Source organism: Paenibacillus sp. FSL H8-0332 (genome assembly GCF_037963835.1).
GTDB lineage: Bacteria > Bacillota > Bacilli > Paenibacillales > Paenibacillaceae > Paenibacillus_AQ > Paenibacillus_AQ rhizoplanae.
The window spans coordinates 910,816-926,625 of record NZ_CP150145.1 but is presented as its reverse complement, the minus strand read 5'-3'; the positions used below and the strand labels follow the sequence as shown (position 1 = coordinate 926,625).

The window sequence follows — 15,810 nt, the reverse complement described above, 5'->3', positions numbered from 1 at the left end:
ACGCCTGTTGATAAGCTGCTTTATTTTATATACAATAGCATTAACTGATAATCATTCTCATTAAATCAAATTCTGATCTGCCCTGAAAGGAGAACCAAGCCTTGCGCCAGCCTACCCATCCCGCTCAACCTCTGTCGCCGCCCCCGCCCGCCTCTCTCCGTTCTCTGCTGTTTCAAATGAAGAGCATTGAGCTGGTGATGCAGAGTGCTGACAGCGTATCGGCCGTGCGGACTGCGGAGCAGCATACGCTTCTGCTGTTTACGGGCGGCCGCGGTGAACTGCACATCACGGAACAGGCCATACTCTCTGTACATACGGACAAGTGCTGTCTGCTGCCTCCCGGAGCCTCATACCGTCTGGATAATCAGGAGCTGACACTCTATTATTATCTGCTGTCTTTTAACGCCGTTACTACTGGGGATTCCCCTGCGCTCTGCCTGGATGAACTGCTCCCGGGGCGGACAGAACTGATCTTCCACCCCTTCACCCGGGTGATCCGGCTGGCCGAAGAGCTGCTTGCACACCCTAACAGCGGGGATGACCTCCAGCATTTCAGACAACAGCTTCGCTTCCAGGAGCTCCTGCTCCTGCTGTTAGAGCAGAATTACTCTACCCGCCAGCTGCCAAGTCCGGCGCAATCTGTAGAGAGTACGGTTCACTTCATGCAGAATCATTATAGGGAGAGCATCACAGTGAAGCAGCTCGCGGAGCTGGCCGGTGTCTCCCCCTGGCAATACACTCCTATCTTCCAAAAGCTGACCGGAAAGCGGCCGCTCGATTATCTGACCGATCTGCGCATCGGGCACTCGAAGCATCATCTGCTTGCATCCGCCGAGCCGCTGCGCGAGATTGCCCGGCGGGTCGGCTTCTCCGATGAATATTACTTCAGCCGCCGCTTCCGGCAGAAGACAGGCGTGACGCCCGGGCAATATGCCCAGTCTCAGCAGCGCCGGATTACCGTCACGGATTGGACCGGACATTCCGTAGAAATCCCTGAGCGTCCGAAGCGGGTTGTCTACCACGGGGAGACACTGGGGGATGTGCTCGCGCTGGGGGTTAAGCCTGTCGGAGGCGATGAGGCATTCGCCCGGGGCAGCGTCTATAGCCACCGGGTCAAGCATTTAGCCAATGTAGGATTTCCGCTGGACCCGCAGCTGACCCGGTCCATCCGGCCTGACCTGATTATCCTCGCAAGCCCGGATGAACAGGTCTACCGGAGTGTAGCCGGCATCGCTCCGTCACTCACCTTCGATTCCTTCGCACCGCTTGAGCAGCGGCTGCGGATTCTTGGGGAGTGGCTCGGGAAGCAGCGCGAAGCGGCGGCCTGGCTGGAAGTCTACCATGCCAAGAACGCCGCCATGTGGCAGCATCTGTACGCCGGAGAACTCCGGACGGGTGAAACGGCCTCGGCGCTGTTCTATGACCATGGCAATCATCTATACGCCATGGGAATGACCGGCTTGTCCACGGCCTTGTATGCGCCCGGCGGCCTGCAGCCGACAGCGGAGATCAAGGACATTCTGGACAAGGACCTGGGGTTCCGCGAAGTGGACCCTGCGATGCTGCACAGCTACGCGGGGGACCGTGTATTCATGCTGATTCCAGAGCGGGAGGACTCCCGGAAAGCCATGGAGCAGCTGCTCCAGACGGAGCTCTGGAGCAGTCTGCCTGCCGTGGAGCAGGGCCATGCCTATATGCTGGATGGAGCCAAATGGAATTCCGGCGATGCGCTGACCCGGGAGCGGCTGCTCACACTGCTGCCCAGACTGCTGGGCGGTCAGAAAGGGGACTAGCTTGAGCACCCTGCTAGGGCTTGAGAAGCCCACGGATGGCTGCGAGCCGCTCGGGGTCAATCGGCTTCAGCGGATCGCCGCCCTCGCGGACTGCCGAACCGAAGTGTACCCGGCGGACGCCGGTCCGCGTAACGAAATCCTTCAGGTCTGCGGCATTCAGGCCGCTGCCTGCGAGGATGGAGAGCGAAGAACCGGCAGACAGCCGTTCCAGCACAGCAAGCCTCACCATACCGCCAGGCGTATTGGCAGCAGCAGTCCCGCCGGAAGTCAGGATATCCGTAATCTGCGGATACCGCTTCAGGACCTCCAGGGCTTCAAGCTGGTCCTTCACCTCGTCGAACGCACGGTGGAAGGTGACCTCCATCCCCGCTGCCCGCTCCAGGAGCCGGTTCAGCAGTTCTTCATCTATCGTCCGGTCCTGGCGGAGCATGCCCATCACCACAGACAGCCCGCCTACCCCGGCTATGTGGCGGATATCGCGCAGCATGGTCTCAACATCGGATGTATCATACACGAAGGAGCGTGCATGCGGCCTTACCATCACTCTCACCGGAATGCTGACCTGCTCCCGGACCGCTTCAATCAGGCCCAGACTGGGCGTTAGTCCGCCCTCCCGGATGCCTGTGATCAGTTCAATCCGGTCAGCACCATAACGCTCCGCTATGACCGCATCTTTTACTGTAGTAGCTATAACCTCTAACAGCATAATTTGCTGCACTCCCCTTCTTGGTCTTAATTCTTGTAAACCGCCTTACCCTTAGTATAATGAGAAACATAGTAAATAGCAGGAAGGAATGTTTGCAGATGAGCGCAGATCATACATTACGAGTAGTATCCGTTCAAGAGATTAGCCTGGAGCTTAGAGAGGAATTAAGCTCTTTATTAATTGCTGTTGTGGAAGATGGCGCATCCATCGGATTCCTGCCTCCGCTGGGGGAGGACGAGGCCACTGCTTATTGGCAAAGTGTCTCCGGGCCTGCGGTGCGGCTGTGGATAGCGCTGGAGGGTGAGACGGTTGTCGGCACTGTGCAGCTGCATCTGGTACTGAAGCCCAACGCTCCGCACCGGGCGGAAGTCGCCAAGCTGATGGTCCATCCGGCACACCGCCGCAAGGGAATTGCGGGCGTGCTGCTGGAGACTGCCGAGCAGGCTGCCGCCGCCGGGAGACGGACACTGCTGGTGCTGGACACCCGCGAAGGCGATCCGTCCAATCTGCTCTATCAGTCACGGGGATATATAGAGGCCGGCAAGATTCCTGACTATGTCATTTCTGCCAGCGGAGGCATGGATGCCACGGTGATCTATTACAAACAGCAATAATCAGAAACTGCACTAGACCAGAGACCAGGATTTTTCCCGCCTTTTGGAGAGTGTGTTCTCTGGATGAAGCCTCTATACTGAAGAAGTTGAAATTTGGAAATTCGGAATGGAGCCGCCTGAATGATAAGACAAAGTATAGATGCGTGGAAAATACTGATCCTCTCTCTGCCTAAAGGAATCATCGCCTTCGTGATTGCTGTTACAGGTCTGTGTGCAAGCCTGCCCCTAATTATTATATGGGTTGGGCTGCCTCTGCTGGCCCTGACCTTGGCCTGGTGCCGCAGCATGATGTCTAGTGAACACAAGATCGTTGAAGCCTGGTCCAGCGGCAACAGCCGCCGGGGAACCGGGCAGCCCGCTGCCGCAGATCATGCTCCCGCCTTCCGCTGGGAGGGGCTGCGGACATTAGGACACCAGCTCCGCGAAAGGGAGTCGTACCGGGGAATCCTGTACAGCCTCCTCCAGCTGCCCGCAGGCATTCTGGGCTTCACGCTTGCGCTGGTCCTGCCTACGGTTGCATTCAGTGCTCTTCTGTCGCCTTTGGCCCAGCGAATCAGTGCATCGGTATTCTCCTATGATCTGAATATGCTGGACCCGGAGTTCTTCTTCTTCCTGTCCGGCACTACCTCGGACGAACGCTCGTGGATTCTATGCGGAACCGGATTTGTGCTGCTGCTGATTCTGCCGCTGCTGCTTGTGGCTCTTGGACGTTTGTACGCGGCCTGGATCAGCGCAATCTCAGGAACACACATGAACTCAGCCAATACCCCGCTTGAAGTCATACATACCTGATCTCTTCCCGCATATCTATTAATAGTTCACTTGCCAAAGCTTACGAAGCGGGTTGTGCCCGAAGTGAATGCAGGAAGGGCGGCCCGCACAACCTTGTGAGGAGGCGGTTCAGTGCTCATGATCCTGGTGTATCTGTTTGCTGTGCTTGGCGTGTCTCTCCTGCTGTTGGCTGCGGTTCTTCAGTACAGACTCTCCCGTCCCAGGGCAGCGGGCCATAGCGGGGCTACCCATGCCCTGTCAGCCTTCAGCCTGAAATTCCCCCAGCGGTTCATTACCCCGGACGAATCCCATCTGATTGCCCTGGATGAAGAAGGCCAGGCACTGGCCATCGGTCTGCTGCATCCGGGGAAGCCGGAGCCGGCGACAGCCACCATGTATACGTTCGATGCCATCCTTGGAGCAGAGATTGTCGAGAATGCCCTGACTCTCAGCAAGGTCAGCAAAACCAGCCGGATTAGCACCAGTGCACCCAGAACACGGGCAGGTGCCGCCGCAAGCTATGAGTTCACAGAGGCGGTCCCGGACAGCATTCCTGCCGAAGAGATCCGCGAGTTGACACTTAAAATCTATTTTAGCAGCGCAGATACGCCTGTGGTATCCATTCCTTTTCTCCCGCCGCGCCTGCCGGCCCGAAAAACAGATCTGCAATATTCCGCAGCCCTCCTTGAGGCGCAGCAGGTACATGAGAGAATCCGCGACATCGTCTCTGCATAAGGGAAGCCGTATCCTTCAGAATCAGCAATTACCGGACAACCGCTGTAAAATCCTCCAGAGCCCGCCCCTGTCTCAGCTTATCGATGATGGTCAGCAGGAAGCTCTCCGCGAGGCTGCCTGGTAATATCGCGTCCGCAGCTTCATCCAGGGTGAACCAGGCTGCGTGGTCCAGCTCGTCGCTCATGGCACTCAGGTCCTCCGTATCGGCCACACTGATGTAATTGAGCATTAACGTATTGGACGGGGCGAAATACTGGCTGCGCATATATTCATAAGCAATCACTTCAAGCCCCGCTTCTTCCTTCACTTCACGGACCAAGGCCGCTTCGGCGTTCTCTCCCTTATTCACATACCCGGCGAGCAAAATGTAATCCTTGCGCTTATACTGCTGGATGAGCATTATTCTATCGAGTCCCCGGTTCAGTACGGCTGTACTCATCGCTGTGCTGAACACAGGGAATCTGAAGACGGCGCAGGATTCACAGTAGGGTACCTCTCCTTCTCCATTGCATTCCTTCATAACCAGAGGCTTTCCGCATTCCAAACAAAACTTCAAGCTCTATCGCTTCTTTCTGTAGGTAGTATAGTTGATGTCTATTCTAAGCGATTGCTTCCGAACGTACCACGGTAAAATTCAAGAAACCCGTCCTTTATAGAGCAGGGACAGGGTTTCTTGGCGTGATGTGGAATATAATATAAGGGGCCCGGACACTACGGGCTGCATTAACATCATAGAGATGGAGGGAACTACTCGACATGAACATCATTAATTTCGCGCATCGCGGCGCATCCGCAGCCGCCCCGGAGAACACAATGGCGGCCTTCCGCAAGGGTCTTGAGCTTGGCGCAACCGGCATTGAGACCGACGTACAAATGACCAGTGACGGAGCAGTGGTAGTGATCCATGATGAGAGTCTTAACCGCACCACTTCAGGCAGCGGTTATGTGAAGGATAAGACGCTACGTGAGGTGCTGGAGGTAGACGCAGGCTCCTGGTTTAGCCCAGAGTTCGCAGGAGAACAGATTCCGACACTGGACGAGCTGCTGGATCTGCTGCAAGGCCGGGAGACGATTCTGAATATAGAGCTGAAGAACGGAACCTTCCTCTATCCCGGCATGGAAGAGAAGGTAATCGCCGCTGTCCGGGAGCAGGGTATGAGTGAGCGGGTCGTGATCTCCAGCTTCAATCATTATTCCCTGGCGTACTGCAAGTCGCTGGCACCGGAGATCCGTACGGGTATTCTCTACGGGGAGGGACTCTACCGTCCTTGGAATTACGCGGCTACCCTGCAAGCGGATGCGCTGCATGCCCATCACTCCTCGGTACTGCCGGAGTTCGTGAATGCCGCAGCGGAGAAAGGCATTGTCTATCATCCGTGGACGGTTAATGATCCCGAGCGGATGCAGGCATTAATCGATGCTGAGGTAGCGGGGATCATTACGGATCATCCAGATGTTCTGGCCGGGCTTTTGGCTGCCAGAGGCGTCTGAATTATGTTACACAGCTGCGCTGTCCATAGGATGGCGCAGGCTTACTTATAACACTTATAAACCTTATTGCGCTCTTGAGCTGCTGAGCAGCTTCACGGAAGGAATACGGCTCTCCTGCTTGTATACGGCATAACGTCCGCTGCCCAGCTGCTTGGCGTTGTACATGGCGGAATCCGCCTCCTGAAGCAGCTGCTTCGGATCGATACGGCCCTGGCTTATCGTGATCCCGACACTTGCGGACACGAATAATTCATGGCTCTCCAGCTTATAGGTACGGGTGATGCGCTCCAGAACCTTAAGAGCAAGCTGCTCTGCCTCCTTGCGGCTGTAGCGTTTGGCGATAATGACGAATTCATCTCCGCCGACCCGGAAAATATGCCGCTTGCCCTTGCAGGTGAATTGCTGCAGGCTGGTTCCAACGGCCTCCAGTAACAAATCCCCTGTATGATGGCCGAGGGTATCGTTAATCGATTTGAACCGGTTCAGGTCCAGATATAATACCGCAAGCTGCTCGCTCATTTTGCAATGATCCCAGAAATGATCCATTCCGTTCTTATTCAGCAGGCCGGTCAGCGTATCCCGGTATGCCAATTCCTTGAGCTGCTCACGCTCCCCAAGGATCATGCGCATCCGCAGGAACAGATACAGAATACCAGCGAGTGTCAGCATGTACAGGAACAAAGAGATCAGCAGGCTTCTGCCTTCTGTAGTGAAGCCGGTTAAGCCTCTTCTGCCGAGCAGATGCATGCCCCCAAGTCCGGCACTAATCACCAGCACCACAAGACTCGAGCGGACTGCCCGGGTTCTTTGCGTTTGTCGTGAGAAATCGCTTGTCAGTCTGAGCGAGCTATATACGGTCAGTACCCCTATAAGTATGGATAAAATTGTCAACATGTAATTACGGGCCTCTTCCACTAGTCTTACGCCCTCCTTCAGCCTATCAATGAATTTATAGATTTATCGCTTTCAAGCGCTACTGTACAGGAACAGACTGAACAAATTCTGAACAACTCCGGCAAGAGATGCTGTAAATGAATACCCGTTCAGGATGAGCACTAAGCATATTATCGGCAGGACCGGCGCTTTATTGTAATGAAATGCCCGGAAATATCCCGTTCTATCCGTCCATATGCTCAGCGCTATTGTACAATTCACAGCTCCAGCTGTCATTATCCTTGACCAGGCAGGTGATGGAGGTATTCTTCAGCAGCACGCTCACATCAAGGGAAGGCACAAGTCCGGCCAACGTACTCCGCAAAATAGCCCCATGGCTGACTACCAGCACATTGCTGCCGGGATGGCGCGCAGCAAGCTCTTCAATCGCCCGGACTCCCCGCTCGCGGGCCAGCTCCTGACTCTCCAGCTCCAGCTTCAGCTCCATCGTCTTCCACTGGCTGCCGAAGCGCTCGATCCGCTCACTCTCGGTAGTTCCTTCAATCAATCCGCCGTTCATCTCCCGGATGCCCGGAACGAGACCGGCCAGCGGGATGCCCAGCCTCCCGGCGATGGTCTCCGCCGTCTGTCTGGCCCGCAGCAGGTCGCTTGAATAGATATAATCCCACGCTTCACCGCTAAGCCGCTCCGCAAGCACGCCGGCCTGCCGGAAGCCTTCCTCGTCCAGAGGATTATCCGTATGACCCTGTACCCGGCCCTCCTGATTCCAGCGTGTGCTGCCGTGCCGGATTAAGCCTATTCTTGTCATGATCGCTACCACCCTTATATGTAGATATTCTAATGTGATCCCATTATAAACTAACAAGCTGCTGGATGCATGCTCCATTGACGGTAACGGGAGACGATTATATGATAGTAGCTCAAGTGCTGCATTCTGGGGCCTGTTCCAGAATCATCCTAACCTGCAGATTAACCTGCTACCACCTAAAGGAGATTTTGTGTATCATGAAAAAAATGCTCACCCTCTTTACCGCCTTCTGTCTGCTGGCTGTCCTTCTTCCAGCACTGCAATCCGGTGCCGCTGCGGCGCCGCAGGCCAAGCTTGCCGTATATGTGGACAAGGAGAATCACTCCTTCATCCCGCTCCGCTTCCTGAACGGCTTCGCCGGTATCCAGTCTGTGCTCACCGCTTCGGGCGGCCAGATTCAGATGTCACGCGGCGGGAATTCCATTATCTTCACTCCAGGCAAGCCTGGGGCTTCCGTCAACGGCAAGCCCGTTACCGTAAGTGTGCGGCCTTTCAGTGAGAACGGGACCACCTATGTCCCCTTGTCTCTTGTAAGCCAGACACTCGGCATACAGCTCCAGTGGAATAGAGAAGCTGGGTCGCTCACGCTGACAAGCGGGGCTGAAACAGGCACCGCTGAGACAGCCACCCTGCCTGTACAGAACGGCAGCCTGATCAAGAGCGGCTCGCCCGCTGTAGTCAGCGGACATCATACCTACAAGGTCGGCGGCCGCTCCTTCAGCGTCCAGACGGTCACGGTCTCCCTGCTGCATCCTTCGGTGAAGCTGGATGCCGTTCTGGCCGGGAATACCGTCGGCAAGACGGAAGCCCTTGCCAGCATTGCCAAGCGCAGCAATGCCGCTGCCGCGATCAACGGCACGTTCTTCGCTGCCTATACTGACGGCGCCTTCAAAGTTCCTTACGGCTACATCATCAGCGGCGGGAAGATGCTGAAGAACAGTTCCGGAGACAAACGGGCTGTCTTCGCATACGACAGTAATATGCTGGCTGAGCTGATTCCGGGCAGTGAATTCAAGGCACGCTTCGATTCCGGTTCCGTTCTTGGCGCACTCCAGGCAGGACCACGGCTGCTGGTCAACGGGAAGGTCGCGCTGAATGTGGCGGGGGAAGGCTTCCGGGACCCCAAAATCCTTACCGGCGGAGGCTCCCGCAGCGCGCTGGGCATCACCCGCGACCACAAGCTGATTCTGCTGACCTCCGGCGGGGCAACCATCCCCCAGCTTGCGGAAATTATGAAGCAGGCCGGAGCCTACCAGGCAATGAACCTCGATGGCGGTGCCTCCAGCGGCCTCTACTACAACGGCAAGTATCTGACCACTCCGGGACGCCTGATCAGCAACGCGCTGGTTGTCCAGACTAAATAATGCAATAAGCTTAAAGTTCAAATCTAAAGTGTGTTTATGAAACTGCCTTGATGGAATGCTGCGAAGCTGCCATTCCTAAGGGGCAGTTTCTTTTTTTTGATACCAGCAATTCCCCTACGCGCTCAGCTCCATCCGTACATCAGGCAGAATAAGGAATCCTCCTGCGGGGGATAATACAGGGAGCACATCCAGATTTCAGCAGACAGGAGCCCCCGAGATGCCTCAGCAAACGAAGAAGAGCCGCCAGACTACCAAAGATACCGTAGAAACCTCCGTGCCTGCACCGCTTCCGCTGAAGCTCTCCCTTGAGGATAATTTGCAGGAACTCAGCCGCCGGATCGGCAGCAGCTCGGATATTGTCATCCGCCATTATAAGAGTGAAGCCAAGCCTCCCCTTTCCCTTGCCTTCATCTATATTGACGGTCTGGTCAACGCTGATACTGTCAATCAGTCAGTACTCCAGTCCTTAATGGAGAACAGCACGCTGAACGGAGACCAGATTACCACAGAAGCTGCCTTCGACCTGATAAAGGAGCACATTCTGCCGGTTGGGGGAGTGAAGGAGGCCCGGACTCTGGAGGTGCTGCTGCCCTTGCTTTTTGAAGGCTATACCCTGATTCTGTTCGAGGGGCTTCCGGTCGCACTGGCCGCCGACACCTCCGGCTGGGAGAAAAGAAGCATTAATGAGCCGACCTCCCAAGGGGTTATCCGCGGGCCCAAAGAGGGCTTCACAGAGAGCCTGCGCACCGGGACCTCCATGCTGCGCCGCCGCCTGAAAACCACCGATCTGCGGATTGAGGAATATAAAATCGGCCAGCGTACCGGGACCGGGATTGCCCTCGTTTATTTGAAGGGCCTCGCCAGTGAACAGGTGCTAACCGAAATCCGCCGCCGGTTGAACGCCATCAATACCGATGCCATTCTGGAGAGCAATTATATTGAAGAATTCATACAGGACGGCGGCCTGACGCCTTTTCCCACCATTCAGAATACCGAACGTCCCGACGCCATAGCCGGGGGCATTCTGGAAGGTCAAGTCGGGATTATCATTGACGGCACTCCCTTTGCGCTGCTGGCTCCGTCTACCTTCTTCAATTTCTTTCAATCCAGCGAGGATTACTACCAGCGGTATGATATTTCCTCCTTTCTGCGGCTGATCCGCTATGGAGCGTTCTTCGTCTCTATGCTGCTGCCGGCACTCTATATTGCCGTCACTACCTTTCACCAGGAGATGCTGCCGACCACACTGCTGATCAGTCTGGCTGCCCAGCGGGAAGGGGTTCCGCTCCCCGCCTTCGCAGAGGCGCTGCTGATGGAGCTGACCTTCGACGTCCTGCGTGAAGCGGGGGTACGTATGCCGCGGACCATCGGACCGGCTATCTCTATTGTAGGTGCGCTGGTGCTGGGGCAGGCTGCCGTTCAGGCCGGGCTGGTCTCGGCGGCGATGGTCATTGTGGTTTCTTTTACCGCCATCTCGAACTTCGTGATTCCGTCACTGGCCATCGCCAACTCCATCCGGCTGATACGCTTTATAATGATGTTTATCGCCGCATCGCTTGGGTTGTTCGGCATCATGTCCTTCTTGATGGTACTGCTGATTCATATGGCAGGCCTGCGTTCCTTCGGGGTGCCCTACCTGTCTCCGGTAGCGCCGATGATTCCGCGTTATCTGAAGGATATCTTCATCCGCGTTCCGCTGTGGAGCATGGACATACGTCCCAAAACTAACCTGGGCAAGGAGACCCGCAGACAAGCCCCTAACCAGAAGCCACAGCCCGTGGAAAACACAGCTAATCCATCACCGGCACAGCCTAAGCCGCAGGGAGAGGGTCCAGCATGAATGGAAAAATCGGCACCACCCAAGCCGCCATGCTTGTCGTCAATACCATCCTGCCGACCGCCACTGTCGTACTGCCTATCATTATCAGCACCTATGCAGAGCAGGACGCTCCGCTCGCCATTATTCTGTCTACTGTGGCGGGGCTGCTCATTGCATGGATCGTCGGGGCTGTGATTCAGAGCAGCAACGGCGCTCCTTTTCTGGAGTGGGTAGGGGAGAAAAGTTCCCCTGTGGTCGCAGTCATCCTGGGTCTGCTAATGCTCCAGTTCTACCTGGACACCACCGCAACCATTCTGCGGGAATTCGTCAATTTCATTAAAGACAATGTCCTGATCAACACCCCGATCACGGTGCTGGTCATACTTATTCTCTTCATTACTATCTATATGGTTCGGCAGGGCATTGAAGCGATCGCCAGAGTGAACAGTCTGGTTATTCTGCTCTATCTGTTCTTCGTGCCGCTGTACCTGTTCGGGCTCTACACTGATCTGAATGTGCATCATCTGCTGCCCATGTTCGATCATAATCTGGCTGAGATCACCCTGGCGAGCCTGACACCGACTGCATGGATGTCTGAAGTGGCGGTGCTGCTGTTCCTGGCTCCTTACCTGCAATATCCGCAGCGGGCCAAAATTATCGGCTGGACAGGCCTGCTGTTCGTTGCCGTCCTAATGATGTTCTCCCTGATTATAGCCCTGATGGTCTTCGGCCCGGAATTCATTAAGCTGAGCAGCTACCCCGGCTTCGCTACTGTCAGCATCCTCCGGATCGGCCGGTTCATAGAGAAGCTGGATATTCTCTTCATCTCTTATTGGGTGCTGTCGATCTATCTCAAATTCGCCATCTTCCTGTTCGTGACGGTGGAGTGCTTCAAGCAGACGTTCCGGGTCAGCAGCAGCCGACCCTTCATTGGCGCGCTGGGCCTGATCATCGCCCTGGAATGCCTGTTCACCTGGCAAAGCGCAGCCAAGCTCAATGTCTATAACCAGGAGGGAAGGTTCGTGGTCTTCTTCCTGTTCAATGTCCTGGTACCGCTAGGCGCGGTCTTGCTGAACAGGGTGCACAAGGCCCGCTCTAAGCGGAAGGGGCTGGAGACATGATGAACAAACCGGGCTATCTGCTGCGCCTCCTGCTCACTCTCCCGCTTCTCTCTCTTCTGCTCTCTGGTTGTTGGGATGACCGGGAGCTTAACGAGCTGGGCATTACCTCCGGCTCCGCCTATGACTGGGAGAACAATCAGTGGAAAGCGACCTATCAGGTGATCAACCCTTCATCGGGGGCCAGCGGTATGGGGGGCGGCGGAGGCGGCAGTACCAGTTCGCCGCCGTTCCTCACCTTCACCGTCAAAGGCCGGACGATCATGGAGGCCATTGAACGAACCAATCTGACCAGTACACGGGAGATGTTCTTCTCCCACTCCAGAATAACCGTCATTGGTGAGAGCCTCGCCAGGCACGGGATTAATCAGCTGATTGATATGTTCCTGCGCAAGCAGGATGCAAGGGAAACTGTATTCGTATTTATAACCCAGGGGGACGCCGGTGATATCCTGGATCAGCTTATGCAGATGACCAAAAATCAGGGGGCCGGTATCCAGCTCATGATTGAACAGGAAGCGAAGCTCGTATCCTATTATCCCGGAACCCGCCTGTATGAGCTGGCTATGGCCCTCTCCTCCGAGTCCCGAAGTGCCGTGTTGCCGGAAATTCTCCTGACGGGTCCCCAGACGATGGATGAGACCAGCGAGACAGGCGTTACAGATCTGCCTTCGCGCCTGGCGCTGGGAAGACTCGGAGTCATCAAAGGGGATACGTTCGTGGGGTGGCTCAGCCAGAAGCAGGCTTTTGGCCTCTCTTTTCTGACCAATAGCATCGACTCTGCGACCATCGCCTTCGCCTCTCAGCCTACGAAGAGTGACAAGCTGGACGCCTCATTTATTCTGCAGAATTCGGCCACTACGGTTCGCCCCGTCTGGGATAAGGATCATTATGTGATGAATATTGAGGTCAAAGGCAGCGGAGTACTCACCGAGCTTGGGAGCGTCATGGATCTGAATGACCGCAAGGCCATCCGTGAGATGGAAGCCTCTCTTGAACAGCGGGTGCTGAGTCTTGTCAATGATTCATGGACGGAGGTCAAGCGGCTGGGGGCCGACGTCACGGGATTTGCCGTGAGAATCCACCGGAGCGACCGCAAGCGCTGGAAGCAGATCGAAGAGGAGAAAAGCTGGGACCGCGTATTTCAAGAGATTGAGATCCGCCCGCAGGTCTCGATCAAGATTGAACGGACCGGCCTCAGCAATAAATCGTTCAAATCCGTTCAACAGGAGTAAAGGAGCCTATCTATGAAAATAGCTATAACTCTTATACTCTACGCGATTGCTTATCTCTGGGGGTGGACGAAGCTGCGCGGAGAAGGCCGCCGCCTGCAGCGTCTCTGGTTCGGCTGTATTCTTGGATACTGCGCCTATATTAACCTATGCGGGATAACCAGAACCCCCCATGTATCGCTAAGTCTTCTATATACGGCGTTCTTCCAGCCTATCGGCAGAGCCATCATCTATTGGTTAGGAGGCTGATTCGTAATCATGCCCAACAAAGAACAGGTCTCTTCCCTCCAGATTGCGTTCATGATTATGCTGTTTGAGATCGGCAGCACGCCGCTGTTCCTGCTCGGAGGCACGGCGAAGCAGGACTCCTGGCTGGCGATGTGTATAGGCTCCGCCGCCGGATTCATCCTGCTTCTGCTGCTGATGTGGATTCAGTGGCGCTCTCCGGGCACAGACCTGATCGGGATGCTTAAGCTCCATTTCGGCAAGCTTCCGGGAGCCTTCATCGGCGGTGTCTATAGCCTGTATTTTGCCTATCAGTCCATGCGTAATGTCCGCGATCTCGGGGAACTGACGGCGATGACCATGCTGCCAAGAACACCCATGTCTGTCACGATGCTTGTTTTTGTGTTGCTTGCGCTATACGCCATCTGGAAGGGGGCCGAGGTTGTATTCAGGCTGCCCGAGGTCCTGCTGCCCGTGATGCTTTTCTTCTATATCCTGCTCGTTATCATGCTTGGAATGATGGGATCTATCGACTTCGGCCGTCTGTCACCTGTCCTTGGGGGCGGGCTGATGCCGGTGATTGAAGCTGCGCTGCCGGAAATCGTCTCGTTCCCCTTCGGGCAGATGATTGTTTTTCTGATGCTGTGGTCCTTATGGGAGAAGCCTGGTCTGCCTGTAAAATATACGGTGAATGCCTATCTGCTCATCAGCCTGTTCCTGATCTTCATGAACGCGCTCAATGTGGCTGTCCTTGGCCCGACCATCTCGGGAATCAGCCAGCTGCCTTTTCTCAAAACCGTCCGCACTTTATCCAACCTCAAATTTGTGGAACGGCTTGATATCCTGGTGACTGTCCAGCTCTTCGTGGGGCTGCTGATCAAGATGATGATCTTCTATTTCTGTTCCGTAAAAGCTCTTGCAGAGCTGACCGGCAAACCGGCCAAATGGTGGGTCTTCCCTGTGGGGGCAATCATCTACGGCTCCTCCTTCCTGGAACGGGATTACACCCAGCATATCGCCATCGGCCTGGGGCCAAGCCTGAAGCTTGACCCGCTCTTTCAGGTCGCCATTCCGCTGCTGCTGGCCCTGTCGATCTGGGTGCGGGGCCGGTTACAGCGTTCAGCTTGAAGCAGATTGCTCCGGCTGTTACTGCTGGTCGAACTTCAGATTCTGCGGCCCGGACGGAAGGTTCTCCGCACCTGTAGAGCCATCTGTTACGGGTACATCCTTGCCTACTTCCTCAAATTCACACTCCCCCAGCCACACCTTCCCGCTTCCGCTCAGCAGAATTCCGATATTGATCACGTCAGCTTCGGACGGAATATCCATTACGCAGGCATAGTGGTTCCATTCCGTGGTTCCTTGTATGCTCCGGTTCTGCATGTTATCAAAAGCTAACATATTCTGCTGATTATCATCCACTCTCATCCACAGGCCGCTCCAGCCGGTGACATCCTCCGTTCTTACGAACCCGGAGAAGCGCATCCGTCTCCCCCGATACTCTCTTGCCTGAAACTGCTGCATCAAGGTTCCAAAACCATTGTCGTCCTGCGTAGCCTGTTCATTGGAATGAAGATGCATGGAGGGACTTGTCTTATAGCAGACGCGGGGATCGATCTCTACCTTATAGTTCTCCGGGTGGGTACCTGTAATATACCAGCCTGTAATCTCTGACATTGTAAATACCTCTCTTTCTTGAATCAATAGTCTCACCTGCGATCTGTACTGGGCAGGCGGCAAATCATAAATTTCCTTGAAAGCTCTTGTAAAAGCCTCCTGACTCTCAAAGCCGCACTGCAGCGCAATCTCAAGAATACGTGTCTCGGAGTACAGCAGGAGATTGGCTGCTTGGCTGAGACGGCGGGCCCGGATATATTCATGGACATTTTTATTCACATATTTCCGAAAAATCCGGTGAAAATGATATTTGGACAACCCCGCTGCCTTAGCCACCTTCTCCAAATCCAAATCCTCTTCCAAATGCTGCTCAATAAACTCGATGCTCTTGTGAATCAATTGGTAGTGCATTACTCTCACCCCCTCCACAACTCAAAGTATATAGCAGACACCGGAAACACTTTTGATAAATCTTGCTGTATTTATCTTTCCCTAGGGAAACATTATTGTTGCAAGGACAAATTTATTTACGTATACTAATATTGTGGCAGGATGCAATATTCTGTGCCCTGCACAATATACTATACAAGTGCATACTTCATACTTAAGGATAACTATAACTA

The 15,810-nt window shown here is 54.9% G+C and carries 16 protein-coding genes; 11 read left to right on the top strand and 5 right to left on the bottom strand.

Annotated elements, in window-relative coordinates; translation table 11 throughout:
* Window positions 1-101: 101 nt before the first annotated feature.
* On the top strand, window positions 102-1,793 hold the full coding sequence (locus tag NST43_RS03955; RefSeq protein WP_339222688.1) for an AraC family transcriptional regulator: 1,692 nt from the start codon (window positions 102-104) through the stop codon (window positions 1,791-1,793).
* Window positions 1,794-1,806: 13 nt separating this feature from the next.
* On the opposite strand, the gene NST43_RS03950 is transcribed toward NST43_RS03955, so the two are convergent.
* A complete protein-coding gene (locus NST43_RS03950) occupies window positions 1,807-2,499 on the bottom strand; it encodes a copper homeostasis protein CutC (protein ID WP_339222686.1) in 693 nt (230 codons plus the stop codon).
* A gap of 98 nt (window positions 2,500-2,597) precedes the next feature.
* On the opposite strand from NST43_RS03950, the gene NST43_RS03945 reads away from it, so the two are divergent.
* The 3 genes from NST43_RS03945 (at window position 2,598) to NST43_RS03935 (ending at window position 4,619) form a co-directional block, all read left to right on the top strand.
* Entirely contained in the window at window positions 2,598-3,113 is a 516-nt protein-coding gene (locus NST43_RS03945) for a GNAT family N-acetyltransferase (protein ID WP_339222684.1), read from the top strand.
* Window positions 3,114-3,233: 120 nt separating this feature from the next.
* Window positions 3,234-3,905, top strand: a complete 672-nt coding sequence (locus tag NST43_RS03940; protein WP_339222683.1) for a sensor domain-containing protein — start codon at window positions 3,234-3,236, stop codon at window positions 3,903-3,905.
* A gap of 111 nt (window positions 3,906-4,016) precedes the next feature.
* Window positions 4,017-4,619, top strand: coding sequence for a hypothetical protein (locus NST43_RS03935; protein ID WP_339222682.1), 603 nt, complete (start codon window positions 4,017-4,019; stop codon window positions 4,617-4,619).
* A gap of 28 nt (window positions 4,620-4,647) precedes the next feature.
* On the opposite strand, the gene NST43_RS03930 is transcribed toward NST43_RS03935, so the two are convergent.
* On the bottom strand, window positions 4,648-5,139 hold the full coding sequence (locus tag NST43_RS03930; RefSeq protein ID WP_339222681.1) for an NUDIX domain-containing protein: 492 nt from the start codon (window positions 5,137-5,139) through the stop codon (window positions 4,648-4,650).
* 236 nt (window positions 5,140-5,375) lie between these two features.
* On the opposite strand from NST43_RS03930, the gene NST43_RS03925 reads away from it, so the two are divergent.
* The gene (locus NST43_RS03925; RefSeq protein WP_209993346.1) at window positions 5,376-6,110 is read left to right on the top strand and encodes a glycerophosphodiester phosphodiesterase; all 735 of its coding nucleotides are present in this window, start codon (window positions 5,376-5,378) and stop codon (window positions 6,108-6,110) included.
* A 63-nt stretch (window positions 6,111-6,173) separates the two neighbouring features.
* Here NST43_RS03925 and NST43_RS03920 read toward each other — a convergent pair whose 3' ends face one another.
* The gene (locus NST43_RS03920; protein ID WP_209993345.1) at window positions 6,174-7,004 is read right to left on the bottom strand and encodes a GGDEF domain-containing protein; all 831 of its coding nucleotides are present in this window, start codon (window positions 7,002-7,004) and stop codon (window positions 6,174-6,176) included.
* A gap of 223 nt (window positions 7,005-7,227) precedes the next feature.
* Window positions 7,228-7,812: a histidine phosphatase family protein gene (locus tag NST43_RS03915; RefSeq protein WP_339222679.1), complete on the bottom strand. Its 585-nt coding sequence runs from the start codon at window positions 7,810-7,812 to the stop codon at window positions 7,228-7,230.
* 197 nt (window positions 7,813-8,009) lie between these two features.
* On the opposite strand from NST43_RS03915, the gene NST43_RS03910 reads away from it, so the two are divergent.
* The 6 genes from NST43_RS03910 to NST43_RS03885 all read left to right on the top strand — a co-directional run bounded on the left by NST43_RS03910 (window position 8,010) and on the right by NST43_RS03885 (window position 14,698).
* Window positions 8,010-9,176 carry a phosphodiester glycosidase family protein gene (locus NST43_RS03910; protein WP_209993343.1) on the top strand — a complete coding sequence of 389 codons (1,167 nt, stop codon included), beginning with the start codon at window positions 8,010-8,012 and terminating at the stop codon, window positions 9,174-9,176.
* 217 nt (window positions 9,177-9,393) lie between these two features.
* Entirely contained in the window at window positions 9,394-11,016 is a 1,623-nt protein-coding gene (locus NST43_RS03905) for a spore germination protein (protein ID WP_339222678.1), read from the top strand.
* Window positions 11,013-12,116, top strand: a complete 1,104-nt coding sequence (locus NST43_RS03900) for an endospore germination permease (protein WP_339222677.1) — start codon at window positions 11,013-11,015, stop codon at window positions 12,114-12,116. Before NST43_RS03905 ends, NST43_RS03900 begins: the two co-directional genes overlap by 4 nt.
* Window positions 12,113-13,348, top strand: coding sequence for a Ger(x)C family spore germination protein (locus NST43_RS03895; protein WP_339222676.1), 1,236 nt, complete (start codon window positions 12,113-12,115; stop codon window positions 13,346-13,348). Before NST43_RS03900 ends, NST43_RS03895 begins: the two co-directional genes overlap by 4 nt.
* A 12-nt stretch (window positions 13,349-13,360) precedes the next feature.
* The gene (locus NST43_RS03890) at window positions 13,361-13,594 is read left to right on the top strand and encodes a hypothetical protein (protein ID WP_209993339.1); all 234 of its coding nucleotides are present in this window, start codon (window positions 13,361-13,363) and stop codon (window positions 13,592-13,594) included.
* A gap of 9 nt (window positions 13,595-13,603) precedes the next feature.
* Window positions 13,604-14,698, top strand: a complete 1,095-nt coding sequence (locus tag NST43_RS03885) for an endospore germination permease (protein WP_209993338.1) — start codon at window positions 13,604-13,606, stop codon at window positions 14,696-14,698.
* Window positions 14,699-14,716: 18 nt separating this feature from the next.
* On the opposite strand, the gene NST43_RS03880 is transcribed toward NST43_RS03885, so the two are convergent.
* On the bottom strand, window positions 14,717-15,598 hold the full coding sequence (locus NST43_RS03880) for an AraC family transcriptional regulator (protein ID WP_339222674.1): 882 nt from the start codon (window positions 15,596-15,598) through the stop codon (window positions 14,717-14,719).
* Window positions 15,599-15,810: the final 212 nt, after the last annotated feature.

Bases quoted from the DNA above. Each gene is read 5' to 3' on its own strand.
- NST43_RS03950 (WP_339222686.1), bottom strand. From the start codon at position 2,499: ATGCTGTTAGAGGTTATAGCTACTACAGTAAAAGATGCGGTCATAGCG.
- NST43_RS03945 (WP_339222684.1), top strand. From the start codon at position 2,598: ATGAGCGCAGATCATACATTACGAGTAGTATCCGTTCAAGAGATTAGC.
- NST43_RS03940 (WP_339222683.1), top strand. From the start codon at position 3,234: ATGATAAGACAAAGTATAGATGCGTGGAAAATACTGATCCTCTCTCTG.
- NST43_RS03930 (WP_339222681.1), bottom strand. From the start codon at position 5,139: ATGAAGGAATGCAATGGAGAAGGAGAGGTACCCTACTGTGAATCCTGC.
- NST43_RS03925 (WP_209993346.1), top strand. From the start codon at position 5,376: ATGAACATCATTAATTTCGCGCATCGCGGCGCATCCGCAGCCGCCCCG.
- NST43_RS03920 (WP_209993345.1), bottom strand. From the start codon at position 7,004: ATGTTGACAATTTTATCCATACTTATAGGGGTACTGACCGTATATAGC.
- NST43_RS03915 (WP_339222679.1), bottom strand. From the start codon at position 7,812: ATGACAAGAATAGGCTTAATCCGGCACGGCAGCACACGCTGGAATCAG.
- NST43_RS03910 (WP_209993343.1), top strand. From the start codon at position 8,010: ATGAAAAAAATGCTCACCCTCTTTACCGCCTTCTGTCTGCTGGCTGTC.
- NST43_RS03905 (WP_339222678.1), top strand. From the start codon at position 9,394: ATGCCTCAGCAAACGAAGAAGAGCCGCCAGACTACCAAAGATACCGTA.
- NST43_RS03900 (WP_339222677.1), top strand. From the start codon at position 11,013: ATGAATGGAAAAATCGGCACCACCCAAGCCGCCATGCTTGTCGTCAAT.
- NST43_RS03895 (WP_339222676.1), top strand. From the start codon at position 12,113: ATGATGAACAAACCGGGCTATCTGCTGCGCCTCCTGCTCACTCTCCCG.
- NST43_RS03890 (WP_209993339.1), top strand. From the start codon at position 13,361: ATGAAAATAGCTATAACTCTTATACTCTACGCGATTGCTTATCTCTGG.
- NST43_RS03885 (WP_209993338.1), top strand. From the start codon at position 13,604: ATGCCCAACAAAGAACAGGTCTCTTCCCTCCAGATTGCGTTCATGATT.
- NST43_RS03880 (WP_339222674.1), bottom strand. From the start codon at position 15,598: ATGCACTACCAATTGATTCACAAGAGCATCGAGTTTATTGAGCAGCAT.